Here is a 16,486-nt window from a genome sequence, read left to right as displayed (position 1 = left end):
CAACGCGAGAAAGGAGAACAAATGAAAAAAAATCGATTTATGAAAAAAGGAATAAAATTGAAAAACAACAACAGACGCAGACTTATGCTCAAGCGTTGTCACCAAAAAGTACTTCAGCGCCGCAAGCTATTTGTTACCAGCGATATGTTCACTCAGTTAACCCGTACGCCTAGCTAAATAGCTATAAAGCTTTAGGGTTCACTGATTAAACCTGCAAACGATAAATCAATTAGGCGAATTACTCTACTAAGCACATCTTCAAGCGGTACCATAAAACACTAGTTTGAAGCATCCCCCTCTAGCAGTCTTTTCGCCTTTTTGGCAGCCTTTATTTCTTTCCTGCGCTTGCGAAAAAAATCTGACAATTTGTTAGCACATTCGTCAGCTAATACGCCAGATACAACCTCAAGTTGATGATTAAGCGCAGGATGTTGCAATAGGTTCATGACCGAGCCCGCAGCGCCTGTCTTCGCATCCTTTGCGCCAAACACCACCCGCTTTACCCGTGCATGTACCAGCATACCTGCGCACATAGAGCAGGGCTCTAATGTCACATACAACGTAGCATCAATAAGTCGGTAGTTTTGCACCGCAGCTGCTGCTTCTTTAACAGCGCGTAGCTCTGCATGCGCAGATGGGTCATTATCCGTTATCGGCGTATTGAAGCCTTCACCGATAAGCTCACCGTTTAATACTACGCAGGCGCCGACTGGCACCTCACCAATCGACTCAGCCTTATCGGCAAGCGTTAACGCATGCCTCATCCACATTATGTCTTCTTCTGTCGCGATGTCTTCCATTGCGATTTCAGTCAACGGCTCCTGCACAGCCTCTTTTTCTTGCGTTTGCTTGTTTGCAAGGTCGAAGTTTGGTGTTGGACGGTTGCTATTTTGGTCACTCATTCGTCAATTTTGCTACTTTAGTTGGTGAAATTCATTAACATTTATTTTGTATTAGCTTAGGTAAACATTCTAACTTCTTAGAAAGTAATGACTTTTGTCACTTGGCAACCTACTTGCAATCTCTCATTATAACACTGCTAGTGTGATGGACTTAACGGGTTACATTTTTTACTAAAAAGTATGTTAGATAACCGCTATAGTACCTGAAGCGAAGCAGTAATTTTACCGATGAGTATTTAACTAAATACGGGGTGAATTAGGCAACAGGCCAAATTTTCACCTACACTGTTTTAAAGCCATTTGTGAGGGATACCACCGTGAATATGACCGCGATTGCAATAGTAGCCATTTGTGCCTGGGCCTTAGTTTCCATTGTCGAAAGTGCAAAAGACAAAAGTAAGAAGAAACTTAGCAGCAAAGAAACCGATGCTTATAAAGCCGAAATTGCAGAGCTTAAGGAACGAGTTTCTGTGCTTGAGAAGATAGTGACAGACGAGCGCTACGACCTAAAAAAGCAATTTGCAGACTTAGAAAGCGACCGCGTAGCGTAAGCTTGAACTCACGTAATTCAACACATGTTCCATGGCAAGCGCGCTAGACTAAACAACGCTAAGTTTAACTGCGTGCTAGCTCCCTTCTAATAGTTTTCGCTCTGCTCGCTCCACACGCCGGGGTTTACCCGCAATCACTAGCACGTCATGGGCTTGCAAAATAGCGTCTTGGTCTGGGTCTTTAACTTCATTTCCATTCCGTCTTAGGCCCTTAATCGCTACTCGCATTCTCGAGAAATCGATATCTTTTATGGCTTTGCCAATACAGGAAGCGTGTTCGGACAACACCACAGCATGGATAAACTCTAACTTGTCTTCTGTGCCATAGGTGATCTCTGTTGTTTCTCCCGGGTAAAAGCCGTGCATATGATCGTAGCGACCTTTTCGCTCAGCTCGCACCCGCTTTAAAATACGAGACATTGGCACGCCGGCGTAATGCAGCACCTGCGATACCAACATCAAGCTCCCCTCTTGCAGCTCTGGCACGACTTGATTGGCACCCGCGCTGTATAGGCTTTCAAGCTGGTAGTCTCGTTTGGTACGCACCATAACATCTGTAGTGCTCGTAATGCTTCGGGTCTGCGTTATCACCTGCTTGGCCTTATCGACTTGATCAAACGTAACAAGCACAAGCTTGGCACCTTCTACATTGGCAGTAATCAATATATCTTTTTGACTCGCATCACCGAAGATGACGGGCTCTCCCGCGTTTCGACTCTCGTGTACTCTGACAGGATCCATATCTATGGCAACAAAATGAATGCCTTCCATTTTCAGCATACGTGCTACCGACTGTCCAACGCGGCCAAACCCACAAATAATGACGTGGTTGGTTAACGGCTCTGCATTACCAAAGCTCACATTGTCATCGAACGAGATATCCTTGTTAACAATACGCCTTGCTATAGTGACGCTGTTATTCATAAGCCACGGGGTTAACGCCATACTGATTACACCCATGCACACAATCAGCGATGACTGCTCTGACGTTAACACGCCGTGTGTCGTAGCAAGCGCAGCAATTACAAAACTAAACTCGCCAATCTGACAAAGTTTAACCCCAGCAGACCAGCCATCTATTACATCGGTTTTAACTAATAGAGATGCGCCTCTTACTAAAATGACTTTAACTATCATCAAAGCAAAAACGCCAAAAACAATCTCAAACAGGCTGTTCCACAGTACAGTGAGTTCTAACTGCATACCCACGGTAACAAAAAATAACCCCATTAAAATATCTCGAAACGGACGAATGTCGGCTTCAAGTTGATACTTGTATTGGCTTTCCCCCAACATCATACCCGCCAAGAAAGCGCCTAGCGCCATGGATAGCCCGAAGTAATAAGTTAGCCCTCCTGCCAATAGGGCAATCAATATAGTGGTCAGAACAAACAGCTCGTCAGTCCTTGTTCTTGCTACCTCTCTAAACACCCAAGGTAGTAACCACTTACCCACTGACATTAGAAACGCAATGACAAACACACCTTTAAGCAACGCCTCGCCTAAAGCTAGCGCAATACTTACTTCACCAGTCTGGGCTAAAAGAGGAATAGCAATTAGGAACGGAACCACCGCTAAGTCTTGAAAGAGTAAGATACTCACCGCTAATTGTGTACGCCTGTTATTAAGAATGCCCATTTCGGTAGCTTGCTTAATTACAATAGCGGTTGAGCTTAACGCCAGCGTACCACCAATAATGATGGACGCACTCATTGGAATGCCGAGAAACAGAGGAACACAGGTAAACACTGCCGTGGTAAACACCATTTGCCCTAATCCTACACCGAATACTAAAGAGCGCATTGCCAACAATTTAGGTAACGAGAACTCAAGACCAAGTGAAAAGAGCAAAAACACTATGCCCACTTCAGCGAGCAGGTGCATTTCTTCTGGGTGGGCAAACACAGATAATAGTTGTGGACCCGCGAGTACGCCGGCAAACAGATAAGCAAGAATAGGAGGGAGATGAATGCGTTTAAATAATGCGACCGCACATACCGATATAAACATCAATATCACGATATTTAAAAAGCTCGTCCCCACACTACCTCCTAAAGCTACATAAACTTCCATTTGTAAAACAAGCGCGATAAATCACGCGATTTTACGCTTTAAACTAAAGACTAGTGCCTGAAACACTTTGTTGGCATCTAGTTTGCAAAATCCCCTGTGTAAATGCAGATCCGGCAAGTTTTGCCGCTGTGATCGCCATAAATTCCGCGAAAATGCAGATGTGGCCACAGAAACGTCAGGGCTTTGACACTTGTTTCTTTGCATATCAACGCATTTTGTATAGGGGCACTACTGTGGATTTTTCAACGTCAGTCTACGATAGCACACAACATAACAATTTTTACCCTGCTGAGAGCACAGGTAAATCACTCTCTTTTAGTGAATTATCAGGCTTTATCACGCAGCTACTTTCTACTCTTGAACTACAAGAGCTAGGTGGCGTGTATTTTCAGCAGCTAAACACGTTGTTACCTATTGTCGGGTTTAGCTTGTCTGACTTTGACTCGCGTTGGGTGTACGGTAATGCAAAGATATCGTCAACACTCATTGATTTACCACTACAAGGTGCCAATGCCGTTAATGGCGATCAAGCTCATGTCTATTATTACATTAGTTCACCCTTGTCGTTATCGCAACGGGAGAGTCTATTCCAACTGCATGATTTATTTGGAAAACAAGTAAAGCACGCTCTTTCATTGATGCGTGTGCAACAGATGGCGACTAAAGATGTGTTAACTGGCTTAGGTAACCGAGCGGGCTTTGAGCAGTCAATGACAAGACAACTCGGCTGGGCGCAAAGACACGATGATCCTTTCGCACTTTTGGTGATCGACTTAGACAACTTTAAGTATGTGAATGATAATTTTGGTCATGGCGAAGGTGACAAAGTACTTGTCCATGTTGCATCACATTTATCTAATGTTCTGCGGGATGAAGACGAAGTATTTCGCTATGGCGGCGATGAGTTTTGTTGTTTGCTAGACTGTCAGTCGCAACAGCAACTAGCTTGTGCAGCCCAGCGTATTCAAATGAGTATCAATAGCTCTAGCTACTTATCTCGCTTAGGCGTATCAACCAGCCTTGGCGGCGCGATTTATCGCGACGGCGATACGATGAGTAGCCTATTTGACCGTGCTGACAACGCCCTGTATCGCGTGAAAAACTCTGGCAAAAATAGTTATCACGCAGCGTAACGTCGCGATTTGAATTTATCAGGATGGCGGCAAAGCAATGCCGCTTTTGCACATTATTGCCATGGATACCATAAACAAGAGTATCTAGCCCTTTCAAAAAAAGGCACTTTTAGTGCTACATAGATTCAGTCGAGACTAAAGGTTATTTCTATATCTGGCGCTTTGGGCTGCAGATAAACACAACGTCCTTCAACAATCAGTGCGATAGGCTCGTCGTTAATCAAGATTGCCGGCACGCCGTTTCGCTCCCATCTTGGCACGCGCCATACCTTAAACCATTCTTTCAGCAACTTAGATACGTTCGCATTTTCTGGCTTTACTTTAAGGTTGCGAGCATTGGTTTGCAGAGAAACGGTATCTTCTTCTCGCGCCTTTGGTACTGCAATTCGAATATGACCTCTAAGCCAAGGAAGCGCGATATTTTGGTTTGGCACTAATTTTAAGTTTTGCGGTACTTCATGAGTAGCGTTCACCACCCAATAAAGGTCTTGGTCAAACCGTATAACCCTGCCCCATTTAAAGTTCACTTCAGGGGTTGCATCATGCTTTGCTTTTAACATAGCAAGTACTTGGTCTGTCTGCGCTTTTGAGGGCGACAGCTCGCCTTGAGCTCGAAACCACGCGCGAATGACCATAGCCTGCCACGGTAACGACAATGCAGCGAGTTGTTGCCCGTCGAGCCTGAGATCTGTGCGTTTACAATCTTCAAAATATTTTTGGGCAGAATCGCTGACTAGTGCACTTTGCTCAGCACAAAGCTCGGCGCTGCGCCCCACGGTTTTGGTTAACTTAGGCCATCTGTCCAGCAAGTGAGGTATAATTTCGTTCCTTAAGAAGTTCCTATCAAAGCTATTTTGCTGATTAGATTCATCCTCAACCCACTGCAACATTTCCTCTTCGGCATAAGCTACAATCTCGGCTTTCTCTAGTGCTAGCATAGGGCGCATTATCAAGGTGTCACCTCGGTACTGAACTTCTCCCATACCCGCTAAGCCCTGAGGACCAGCACCGCGTTTGAGCTGGAGCAATACGGTTTCAAGCTGATCTTCGGCATGTTGTCCTAATAACAGTACACCGCCTATTTGGTCACACACTTCTAACAATGCGTTGTATCGAACCTTACGCGCTTCTGCTTCCAGGCTTTTTCTCGACCCCGTATCAACATCAACTCGATACAAATGAAATGCTACGTCTTCAAGACGACACTGTAATTCGCAGTGCTTTGCCCACTGTTCGGCATTATCACTTAAACCGTGATGTACATGTACAGCATGAATTGGGCTATCAAACTGCTCCCTATATGCAATAACGGCTTGGAGCAGAACGGTCGAATCCACACCACCGCTGTAAGCAACGACGAGTGGCGTTTGAAGTGGTAGCTTTACATCAGTGAGAGATGTCGCTATGCGGTTGACGATATGTTCGATTGTTGGGGATTGTAGAGGGGTCACAGACCGGTAATACCTTATTCTTTCAACGCTATATTTTACTGAGGTTTAACTTTGTATTTGGCTAAGCACTGGCTTTCTAATAACACACTTTCTAATAACACAAGGGGGTTGGTTACCTTTGGTAAACAACCCCCTTGTTCCTATACGACATTACATGACCGACATGAATTAAGCCGCCGCTCGCTAGTTTTTATAGCAAGCGTTTAAACTGATAGAACGCAGCTGTACATAACGGCTAAATGCACCTTTCATGCTAGTTTTCTTAATGAACTTATAATGAGCTTAGCAATAACCGAACGACATCAAACGCTGGTAACGCTCTTCCATCAATTTAGTCTTATCTAGCTCTTTAAGCTGGTTAAGCTGCTGCTTAATGACGGCCTTCAGATTAGCCGCCATGCCATTATGATCGCGATGCGCACCACCTAATGGCTCTTCAACAATACTGTTAATCAGGCCTAGCTCTTTAATTTGTGGCGCACTTACGCCCATCGCTTCAGCAGCGAGTGGGGCTTTTTCTGCGCTTTTCCACAGAATAGACGCGCAACCTTCTGGTGAAATAACCGAGTACGTAGAATATTGAAGCATATTAACACGATCGCCAACACCAATTGCTAGTGCGCCACCTGAACCACCTTCACCGATAACGGTACACACGATTGGAACGGTAAGCTCAGCCATCTCGAATAGGTTCTTCGCGATTGCCTCACTCTGGCCGCGTTCTTCAGCGCCAACACCTGGATACGCTCCGGGCGTATCGATAAAAGTGATGATAGGCATGTTAAAGCGCTCAGCCATCTTCATAAGACGCAGGGCTTTACGATAACCTTCTGGTTTAGGCATACCGAAGTTACGCTTAATTTTTTCGTTGGTGTCACGCCCTTTCTGATGACCAATAATCATCACCGGCTGATCATCTAGCATTGCTGGGCCACCAACAATCGCTTTATCGTCAGCAAATGCGCGATCACCAGCAAGCTCGTCGAATTCTGTAAAAATACGAGGAATGTAATCTAACGTGTATGGACGCATTGGGTGACGTGCAAGTTGAGAAACTTGCCATGCGCCAAGATCAGAAAAGATCTTTTTGGTCAGCTCTGCGCTTTTACCGCGAAGCTTATTGATTTCTTCTTCAATACCAACGTCAAACTCGCCACCTTGATTCACCAACCTAAGCTCTTCAATTTTTGCTTCTAGTTCGGCTATTGGCTGTTCAAAGTCCAAAAACTGTATACTCATTTCATGTCCTATTCGTACTACGCTCGTCTATGCAAACGCGAGATGTCCAATCTATCGAACTCTTACCCTTAATGGTAGAGAATTGAAACGGCTTTGTCTCCCAAACATTGTTTGAGATCGTGCAAAAGTTGGTCTTCAGGGGTAACGTACCATCTTGCACCACACGCTAAGATTACTTCAGCGTCTGGATGGGTTACCGCTAACTGAACAGGACAACTTCCGCCGCTAAATGCCTGCAGGATAGATTGCATCTGACTCATTTTCTTCGGTTCAAGCAGCTGGGTATCAATATTAAGTGCCAGCGCTCTCGCGTTTTTCTCTCGTGCCTGAACAATGTCCATTACATCACGGGCGGTGATTGTATTGCCCCCAGAGAAATCATCAAAGCTGACCTGTCCCTTTATAAGCAATATTCTGTCAGTTTCTAACACACTTTCGAACTGTTCGTACATATCGGGGAAGAAACGTACGTCTATTCTGGCACTCTTATCATCCAGTGTCACTATGGCCCAGCGACGACCCCGCTTGTTCGTCATAACACGCACGCCAAGCACCAGTCCTACTGCACTGGCCATTTGGTCTTTATTGGTTGGTTTTAAATCAACTAATCGACCGTCGGTGTAGTAACGCAGTTCTTCCGCGTACTGATTGATGGGGTGGCCGGTTAAGTACAAGCCTAGGGTGTCTTTTTCACCTTCTAGCCATACTTTTTCAGGCCACTCAGGGACATCGGCAAACGCTTGCTTCACGTCTTCTGGCTCGGTAGTCAATAACCCGAACATGTCTGACTGACCAAAAGACTCAGCTTTTGCGTGCTGTCCAGCGGCGGCAAGGGCCTCGGGTAAACTCGCCATAAGACTAGCGCGATGGGGGCCTAAGTTGTCCATTGCCCCCGCTAATACTAGCTTTTCTAGCACTCGCTTGTTTACCCGTTTAATGTCTATCTTGGCGCAGAAATCAAATAGATCCTTAAATGCCCCTTGGGTCTCCCGCGCTTCAATAATCGCTTCAATTGGGCCTTCACCTACCCCTTTAATCGCACCGATACCGTAAACAATGCGACCTTCGCTATCGACGGTAAATTTGTATTTACCTGCATTTAAATCTGGCGGCAGTATTTCGATGCCCATGCGCTCACATTCATCGACAAGCGTCACGATTTTATCGGTGTTATCCATATCTGCCGACATTACCGCAGCCATGAATTCCGCAGGATAATGCACTTTCAGCCACAGGGTTTGGTAAGACACCAAGGCATAAGCGGCAGAGTGAGATTTGTTAAAACCGTAACCCGCGAACTTTTCTACCAAGTCGAAGATTTTCATCGCAAGGTCCGGGTCAATATTATTGCCCTTCGCACCTTCGGCGAACGTGCCGCGCTGCTTCGCCATTTCTTCAGGCTTTTTCTTACCCATAGCACGACGAAGCAAGTCAGCGCCGCCCAGTGAGTAGCCCGCCATTTCCTGGGCTATCTGCATTACCTGTTCCTGATACAAGATAATGCCATAGGTAGGCTCTAGAATTTCTTTCAAGCACTCGTGCTGATATTCAGCATCGGGGTAGGAAATTTCTTCACGTCCGTGCTTACGATCAATAAAGTTATCCACCATGCCTGATTGCAACGGGCCCGGACGGAACAGGGCCACCAGTGCGATAATATCTTCGAAGCAGTCAGGTTTAAGGCGCTTAATTAGCTCTTTCATACCACGAGATTCCAGCTGGAATACCGCAGTTGTCTCAGCGTTTTGAAGGGTTCTGAAACTCTTAGGATCTTCAAGCGGAATAGCGCTGATATCTACATCAACGTTCTTCCCTTCTTTGATCATATCTATTGCCCACTGAATAATAGTCAGCGTACGAAGACCTAAGAAGTCGAATTTTACTAAGCCCGCCGTTTCAACGTCGTTTTTGTCGAACTGGGTTACGGGGTTTTTACCTTCGTCATCACAATACAAAGGCGAGAAATCAGTGATTGTGGTTGGCGCAATAACAACACCACCAGCGTGCTTACCGGCATTTCGGGTAACCCCTTCAAGTATTCGCGCCATATCGATAAGGTCTTTCACTTCCTCATCGCTTTCATACACTTCTGGTAGCTGTGGTTCTGCTTTAAACGCCTTTTCAAGCGTCATGCCAGGATCGGGTGGAATAAGCTTTGAAATTCTGTCTACAAAGCCGTAAGGGTGACCAAGCACGCGGCCCACGTCGCGCACTACCGCTTTTGCCGCCATAGTACCGAATGTAATGATCTGCGATACCGCCTGACGCCCGTAAAGCTCAGCAACGTGGTCGATTACCTCGTCTCGTCTATCCATACAGAAGTCGACGTCGAAGTCGGGCATGGATACACGCTCTGGGTTCAAGAAACGTTCGAATAGCAAGTCGAATTCAAGCGGGTCTAGGTCGGTAATTTTTAAGGCATACGCCACCAATGAGCCCGCACCAGAACCCCGCCCTGGCCCTACAGGAATTCCGTTATCCTTACTCCACTGAATGAACTCCATTACAATAAGGAAGTAGCCTGGGAAACCCATTTGGTTGATAACTTCAAGCTCAACGCGAAGTCGGTCATCGTACTCTGGGCGTTTGGCTTTGCGCACTTCTTCATCGGGGAATAAAAATTCTAGACGTTCTTCCAACCCTTCTTCAGACACTTTAACCAAGAAGTCTTCGGTGGTCATGCCGCCAGTTGGAAACTGTGGCAAGAAATATTCGTTTAACCGTACGGTAACGTTACAGCGCTTGGCAATTTCAACCGTATTTTCTATGGCTTCAGGAATATCGCTAAATAACTCAGCCATTTCTTCAGCAGTGCGCAGATATTGCTGGTCGCTGTAGCGTTTAGGGCGGCGGTTATCATCAAGCGTGTAGCCATCGTGAATACATACACGAATTTCGTGAGCATCAAAACCTTCACGATCAATAAAGCACACTTCATTGGTGGCTACCACGGGTAAATCACGCTGCTCAGCAAGCTCAACGGCAAGGTGCAAGTAGTCTTCCTCACCTTGTCTACCGGTTCTAATAAGCTCTAAATAAAAGCGGTCGGGAAAATGAGTTTTATAAAACTCGAGGGCACTGTCGAGAATTTTGGCGTTGTTTTTCATTAAACCCACACCAACATCACCATGCTGTGCACCCGATAATATAATCACACCTTCACTGTGCTCTGCCAACCATTCTTGATCAATGACCGCTCGGTGTGAGAGATGCCCGCGAAGATAGGCCTTGGAGATAAGAATAGTAATGTTCTTATATCCCTCATTGTTCATTGCAATAAGGGTTAGTCTGAAAGGTTCATCGCCAAAGACTTCATTAGTAACCCAAAAATCAGTGCCGATGATGGGCTTAATACCTAAGTTATGTGCCTCGGAATAAAACTTTACCAAGCCACACATATTCATTTGGTCGGTGATCGCCACGGCAGGCATGCCAAGCGCGGCCACTTTACCTAGAATAGGTTTAACCTTATTCAGGCCGTCCATCATCGAAAAGTCGCTGTGAACACGTAAATGAATAAATGGCGATGACATGATGTTATTTCTCTTCGAGTAGCGCTTTTACAGGTTTAAAACTTTTTCGATAGCAATCCAAGATGCCATATTCAGCGATGGCTTCAAAGTGTGCTTTTGTGGGGTAACCTTTGTGCCCGGCAAAGTTATATTGCGGATAGGCCTGGTGAAGCGAAAGCATATCGTTATCTCGCTCTACTTTGGCAATAATGGAAGCCGCTGAAATTTCTGCGTGCAGGCTATCGCCTTTCACTACCGCTTCAGACTCATAGTTCCACGCCGGAACCCGGTTGCCGTCTACACGCACAAAGTCAGGTTTTACAGGTAAACCTTCGACGGCGCGGATCATGGCGAGCATGGTAGCGTGCAGTATATTAAGTTTGTCTATTTCTTCTGGGCTCGCTCTACCGATATTCCAGTAGAGTGCTTTTTCACGAATTTCTTGGGCAAGCGCTACGCGCTTTTTTTCACTCAGTTTCTTAGAGTCGGTTAGCCCTTCAATGGGGTTTTCAGGGTCAAGAATGACCGCGGCGGTGACCACATCACCAACTAACGGGCCACGACCTACTTCATCAACGCCGGCAATTAACTTATGCAAACAATTCCTCCACGACAGCTTTTGCTGCTGTTTTATCAGCGTTGCATTTTAGCGTATGGTGGAGGTCGGTGAAACGGGAAATAAGGGCTGAATTATCACTTTCGAAGAAGTTGAGTAGCTGATTGCTCATATTCTCTGCATTTACTTCTTCTTGTAGTAATTCAGGAATAATAGCTTCATTAGCCAATAGATTTGGCAACGTGAAGAAAGGCGCTTTATACAAGCGCTGCATAATTTTATATGTAAGCGGTGCGAGTAAATAAGCGGCCACCATGGGGCGCTTACATAACATGGCCTCTAAGGTAGCCGTGCCTGAAGCAAGCAAGATAACATCGCTAGCTATCATCGCATCTCGCGATGTGCCTTGCGTTACCTGAATGGGTAAACGTTCCTCTGCCTTATTGGCTTCCAGCAAGAGTGCCTTTATTTGCGTAAGACGATGTTCGTTAGCAGCAGGGATAAGAAATTGAATGTCGCTGCGTTTAGCATGAATAGCTTCTATGGTCTCCAGAAATACTGGAAGTAGCGTTTCTACTTCGCCTCTGCGTGAGCCTGGAAGTACAGCCAATACGGAAGCATTACCATCTACACCTAATTCTTGGCGCGCCGCATTTTGGTCGGGCTCAATTGCTATAGCGTCAGCCATTGTGTGTCCCACAAAGGTATAGGGAACGTGGTATTTATCGTAAACCTGCTGCTCGAAAGGAAATAAACCCAACACACGATTAGTCGCTTTCGCTATTTTATGGATGCGCTTTTCACGCCACGCCCACACAGTAGGACTCACATAGTGCATGGTTTTGATACCGCGTGCTTTAAGCGCTTTTTCTACTCTTAGATTAAAATCAGGCGCATCAATACCCACAAAAATATCTGGCGGATTTTGCTCGAAGTGAGCAAGAAGCTGCTTTTTAACTTTCAAGATGGCAGGTAGATGGGAGAGAACTTCAACAAGTCCCATAACCGACAAGGTTTCCATATCGAAAAGACTATGAAAACCCGCGTTTATCATATTTGGACCGCCAATACCTTCGATAACAGCATCAGGGTATTGGCGTTTTAACTCTGCAACCATTCCGGCGGCAAGCACGTCACCAGAGGGCTCTCCGGCAACCATGCCGATACGGATAGGCGTAGACATAATTAGCGAATAATGCCTCGCTCAGAGTCTTGTAAGAACTTCACCATAAGGGCCACACCAGGGAACTCCTGTGCGGGATCGGCAAGTTTTTCAATGGCTTCGTCTACGGTATTGCCTTCACGGTATATTGCTTTGTAAGCGCGTTTAATGGCCATAACTTCTTCTTTGCTGAAGCCACGACGCTTAAGCCCTTCAGAATTAATACCCTGAGGAATGTTTTTCTGGCCGCTGACCATAACAAAGGGAGGCACGTCGCGCAGAATAATGCCGCCAGCCCCCAAAAACGAATGAGCTCCAATCTTACAGAACTGGTGAATACCTGCGGCACCGCCAACAATGACGTGGTCGTCCATGTGAACATGGCCTGCAATCGCAACACTGTTTGCAATAATAATGTCGTTGCCAAGGACACAATCATGGGCAACATGAGAGTTGGCCATAAATAAACAGCGAGAACCAATTATAGTAATGCTGTTGTCTTGAATAGTGCCTCGGTGAACGGTTACCCCTTCCCTAAACTCATTATCGTCACCGATGACAAGTTCAGTAGGCTCGCCCGCATACTTCTTATCTTGGCAGTCTTCACCAATTGAAGAAAACTGATAAAATTTATTGTTTTTACCGATACGCGTTGGGCCGCGTACCACCACATGTGATTTCAGAATACAGCCATCGCCTATGGTGACATTGTCGTCTACCACACAAAATGGACCAATGGTGACATTTTCACCAATCGTTGCACTTTCTGAAATTACCGCAGTTGGATGGATCACGTTAAGCTATCTCTCTCATCGCACACATAAACTCTGCAACACAAGCGATATCGCCATCAACGCTTGCAGTGCCTTTAAATTTCCAAATCCCTCTGCGCTCTTTAACTAGAGCAACATCAAACTCAAGCCTGTCACCTGGAACAACAGGACGCTTAAAGCGTGCGTTATCAATCCCTGCATACAAGTATAACTTATCATTGCTACCCATTGTCTTAAATCCTAAAACACCGGCAGCTTGTGCCATAGCTTCAAGAATTAATACCCCTGGGAAAATTGGCTGTTCAGGGAAGTGCCCCATGAAACACGGCTCATTGATAGTGATATTCTTATAAGCCTTTACAGACTCACCCAGAACATAGTCTGTTACACGATCAACAAGTAGGAATGGATACCGATGAGGTAACAGTTCCAATATTTCCTGAATTTCGATGGTATTAAGTGAATTGGCCAAAAACTTTCTCCTGTATACAAGCATGACCTACAACTATTTTATACCAATACAGATGATTGATTGGCATTCTGGTCAAACTCGCCGTAAAAACTAAAAACGGCGGCAACCATACGCTGTTAAGCGCAAAAAACAAATCAGACCAACACCTTTGGGGAGTTGGTCTGATAAATTTTACAACTGACTAGTGCAGTTATTAGTTAGTTTTGCTTACTTGCTGAAGAACTTGCTCAGATAAGTCGTGCTCTTCTTTTGCAAACGCAACCGCACCAGCGTTAAGCACTAGGTCATAACCTTGCTTTGCTGCAACAGAGTCAATAGCTTGCTTGATTAGTCCAAGAAGCTTGTTGCGCTCTTCGTTGCTGCGACGTTGAATGTTTTGCTGCAAAGGTTGACCTTTCTTAGCTAGCTCTTCACGTACTGACAAGATTTTTTGTTCTAGTTCTTTCTTCTCTGCATCGCTCATTGTCGCTGCGTCGCGCTGAAGACGTTCTGCGTAGAACTGACCATCACGCTGCAGTTGATTCACTTCTTCAAGCTGATCTTTAAATTCAGCCTGAATAGCGTTTTGAATTTCAGCCGCTTGAGGCATCGCTTGGAAAATACCTTGCACATCGACAACTGCAACTTTCTGCTCAGCCATTACAGATGTACTAACTAAAGCGCTACCCAACATTGCTCCTGCAACGATATGTTTAACCAACTGTTTCAAAGGGAACTCCTTTTGTGAATCTTATTATAGAGCGCGCCTAAAAACGCGCTCGCTTTAATGTCTTAGAAAGTTTGACCAATGTTGAAAGTGAAGAATCTCGCATCGTCACCATCACGTTGCTGTATCGCTTTCGAGAAGCTGAATACCATCGGTCCCATTGGTGATACCCATTGGACCGATATACCTGCCGAGCTACGATACAGGCTCCAATCAGAATAGTCCAATAGCTCACCGCGTTGTGTAGATGCTATGTCAAACTGACGGTAATAGTCATAGTCGAACTCAGTATCCCACACGTTACCCACATCCACAAACAAACTTGTACGAACTGAGTTATCCATTTCTTCTTCAACAAATGGCGTAGGAACAATAAGCTCGATACCGCCAAGTGCCATCGCGTTACCACCTAGGCTTCGCGTTGACCAAGACAGCTGCGCATCAGCTGGATCGCCTGGGAACACTTCACCATCAGGCCCAACTATAGTACCCGTATTGCCTAGGAATACACCGCGAGGACCTACCGTGTTATTCTCGAATCCTCGTAGTGAATCAGAACCACCTGCTGTAAAGTTCTCTGTAAACGGTAATATTTGCTCATTGCCGTTAATATCACCGTAACCATTCCCGTAGCCAAGACGTACGCGCGCTAGGAAAGACCAGCGCTGGTTACGAGATAATGGGAAGTACCACTTACCGTCAAATACCGTTTTAAAATAGTTAACATCTGAGTTTGGTGTGGTAATGCTAAATGAAGCTCGTTGAGATGAACCCGCCGTTGGGAACAAACCACGGTTTAGCGTACTTCGACTCCAGCTTATGCTTGCCAGGTAACTATCGTATTTAATCGCTGCATCTGGGTCTTCACCGTTCGTAAACTGGTTATAAAACTGCTCAGTTTGCTCGTAGTAACCACGGTTGTATAGCTCAACGTTACTATAGGTTAAGCCAAAATTAATGCGGTTGAATTCGTTTATTGGATAACCAACATTCGCACCAATTGACCAACGCTTAGAATTGTACTGGATAACGTTAAAGTCTGAGCCGTCAAACTCACTGTAACCTAAACTACCACCCAAGCTAATCCCGTCAATCGTGAAGTAAGGATCGTTATAAGTAATCTGTGCGCTGCGCTGATATGAAACTGTGCTTAGGTTAAGGCCAACTCGTTTACCTGTACCCAAGAAGTTATCTTGCTGGATACCCGCCTGTAGGCTTAACTTGGTTCTGTCACCATAGCCGATACCCGCATTAAATGAGCCAGAAGGCTGCTCTTTAACGTTATAATTAACGTCAACCTTATCTTCAGAGCCAGGAATACGTACAGTTTCATACTCTACTTCTTCCATATAAGTAAGTCGAGAAAGCTGGTTCTTGGAAGACTCTAGCAAGTTATTTGAAAGCCACGTGCCTTCCATCTGGCTGACATTTTGACGCAGAACACTATCGGCAGTTACTACGTTGCCGTTAAATTTAATGCGGTTAACATAAATACGCTTGCCCGGATCAACAGATAACGTCAACTTAACTGTTTTGTCTTCGTCATTAATTTCAGGAACGGTAGTAACCGTTGGATAAGCATATCCGAAACGACCAAGATATTTACTGATGAACTCTTCTGTATAGGTTACTTCGGCTTGGTTATATAGCTCACCTTCTGTCAGCGGAAGCACGCGCTCAATATATTCTTCATGGCCAAGTACATCACCTACTAATTCAACTTCTGAAATAGTGTACTGCTCACCTTCGGTTACATTCATAGCAATGTAGATGCCCGACTTTTCGGGTGTCATTGATACTTGGGTAGAGTCAACATTAAAGCGAAGGTAACCACGGTTTAAGTAATGGTTACGCAGCGTTTCCATATCCCCTTGCAGCGTTTGCTGCTGGTAGCGAGTTTCCGACAGGAAATCCCACCAAGGCGTATCGTATTGCAGCTCGAAAGCCTCCATCAGC

General features: G+C 45.4%; 14 protein-coding genes. 3 read left to right on the top strand and 11 right to left on the bottom strand.

The features are described 5' to 3' along the window. The first annotated feature begins 21 nt into the window (after positions 1-21). On the top strand, positions 22-177 hold the full coding sequence (locus tag QVA83_RS08375; protein WP_014997583.1) for a hypothetical protein: 156 nt from the start codon (positions 22-24) through the stop codon (positions 175-177). Between the two features lie 101 nt (positions 178-278). Here QVA83_RS08375 and tadA read toward each other — a convergent pair whose 3' ends face one another. Next, a complete protein-coding gene (tadA, locus tag QVA83_RS08370; RefSeq protein WP_049585992.1) occupies positions 279-902 on the bottom strand; it encodes a tRNA adenosine(34) deaminase TadA in 624 nt (207 codons plus the stop codon). Positions 903-1,225: 323 nt separating this feature from the next. Here tadA and QVA83_RS08365 point away from each other — a divergent pair, with 323 nt between their 5' ends. After that, positions 1,226-1,453 carry a hypothetical protein gene (locus tag QVA83_RS08365; protein WP_156079099.1) on the top strand — a complete coding sequence of 76 codons (228 nt, stop codon included), beginning with the start codon at positions 1,226-1,228 and terminating at the stop codon, positions 1,451-1,453. Positions 1,454-1,528: 75 nt separating this feature from the next. On the opposite strand, the gene QVA83_RS08360 is transcribed toward QVA83_RS08365, so the two are convergent. Further along, positions 1,529-3,496: a monovalent cation:proton antiporter family protein gene (locus QVA83_RS08360; protein WP_156078002.1), complete on the bottom strand. Its 1,968-nt coding sequence runs from the start codon at positions 3,494-3,496 to the stop codon at positions 1,529-1,531. A 263-nt stretch (positions 3,497-3,759) separates the two neighbouring features. Here QVA83_RS08360 and QVA83_RS08355 point away from each other — a divergent pair, with 263 nt between their 5' ends. Then, the gene (locus QVA83_RS08355) at positions 3,760-4,659 is read left to right on the top strand and encodes a GGDEF domain-containing protein (protein WP_156078001.1); all 900 of its coding nucleotides are present in this window, start codon (positions 3,760-3,762) and stop codon (positions 4,657-4,659) included. Between the two features lie 125 nt (positions 4,660-4,784). On the opposite strand, the gene tilS is transcribed toward QVA83_RS08355, so the two are convergent. The 9 genes from tilS to bamA form a co-directional block, all read right to left on the bottom strand. Further along, on the bottom strand, positions 4,785-6,110 hold the full coding sequence (tilS, locus tag QVA83_RS08350) for a tRNA lysidine(34) synthetase TilS (RefSeq protein ID WP_287498349.1): 1,326 nt from the start codon (positions 6,108-6,110) through the stop codon (positions 4,785-4,787). A gap of 282 nt (positions 6,111-6,392) precedes the next feature. Next, positions 6,393-7,349, bottom strand: a complete 957-nt coding sequence (accA, locus tag QVA83_RS08345; protein WP_014948567.1) for an acetyl-CoA carboxylase carboxyl transferase subunit alpha — start codon at positions 7,347-7,349, stop codon at positions 6,393-6,395. A 68-nt stretch (positions 7,350-7,417) separates the two neighbouring features. Further along, positions 7,418-10,882, bottom strand: a complete 3,465-nt coding sequence (gene dnaE / locus QVA83_RS08340) for a DNA polymerase III subunit alpha (protein WP_287498348.1) — start codon at positions 10,880-10,882, stop codon at positions 7,418-7,420. Between the two features lie 4 nt (positions 10,883-10,886). After that, a complete protein-coding gene (gene rnhB, locus QVA83_RS08335; protein WP_156077998.1) occupies positions 10,887-11,459 on the bottom strand; it encodes a ribonuclease HII in 573 nt (190 codons plus the stop codon). Next, positions 11,452-12,600, bottom strand: coding sequence for a lipid-A-disaccharide synthase (lpxB, locus tag QVA83_RS08330; protein ID WP_156077997.1), 1,149 nt, complete (start codon positions 12,598-12,600; stop codon positions 11,452-11,454). Before lpxB ends, rnhB begins: the two co-directional genes overlap by 8 nt. Before the next feature lie 2 nt (positions 12,601-12,602). Continuing rightward, positions 12,603-13,373, bottom strand: a complete 771-nt coding sequence (gene lpxA / locus QVA83_RS08325) for an acyl-ACP--UDP-N-acetylglucosamine O-acyltransferase (RefSeq protein ID WP_156077996.1) — start codon at positions 13,371-13,373, stop codon at positions 12,603-12,605. Between the two features lies 1 nt (position 13,374). After that, positions 13,375-13,824 (bottom strand): 3-hydroxyacyl-ACP dehydratase FabZ, encoded by a 450-nt coding sequence (gene fabZ, locus QVA83_RS08320; protein WP_156077995.1) that lies wholly within the window; start codon positions 13,822-13,824, stop codon positions 13,375-13,377. A 193-nt stretch (positions 13,825-14,017) separates the two neighbouring features. Further along, on the bottom strand, positions 14,018-14,533 hold the full coding sequence (locus QVA83_RS08315; RefSeq protein WP_014948561.1) for an OmpH family outer membrane protein: 516 nt from the start codon (positions 14,531-14,533) through the stop codon (positions 14,018-14,020). Between the two features lie 62 nt (positions 14,534-14,595). Next, a partial coding sequence (bamA, locus tag QVA83_RS08310) for an outer membrane protein assembly factor BamA (protein WP_287498347.1) occupies positions 14,596-16,486 on the bottom strand: 1,891 nt, incomplete at its 5' end.

The sequence above is a fragment of the Alteromonas sp. AO-Serp genome (assembly GCF_017849675.1).
Classification (GTDB): Bacteria; Pseudomonadota; Gammaproteobacteria; order Enterobacterales; family Alteromonadaceae; genus Alteromonas; species Alteromonas macleodii.
This window is presented reverse-complemented; position numbering and strand designations above follow the sequence as displayed.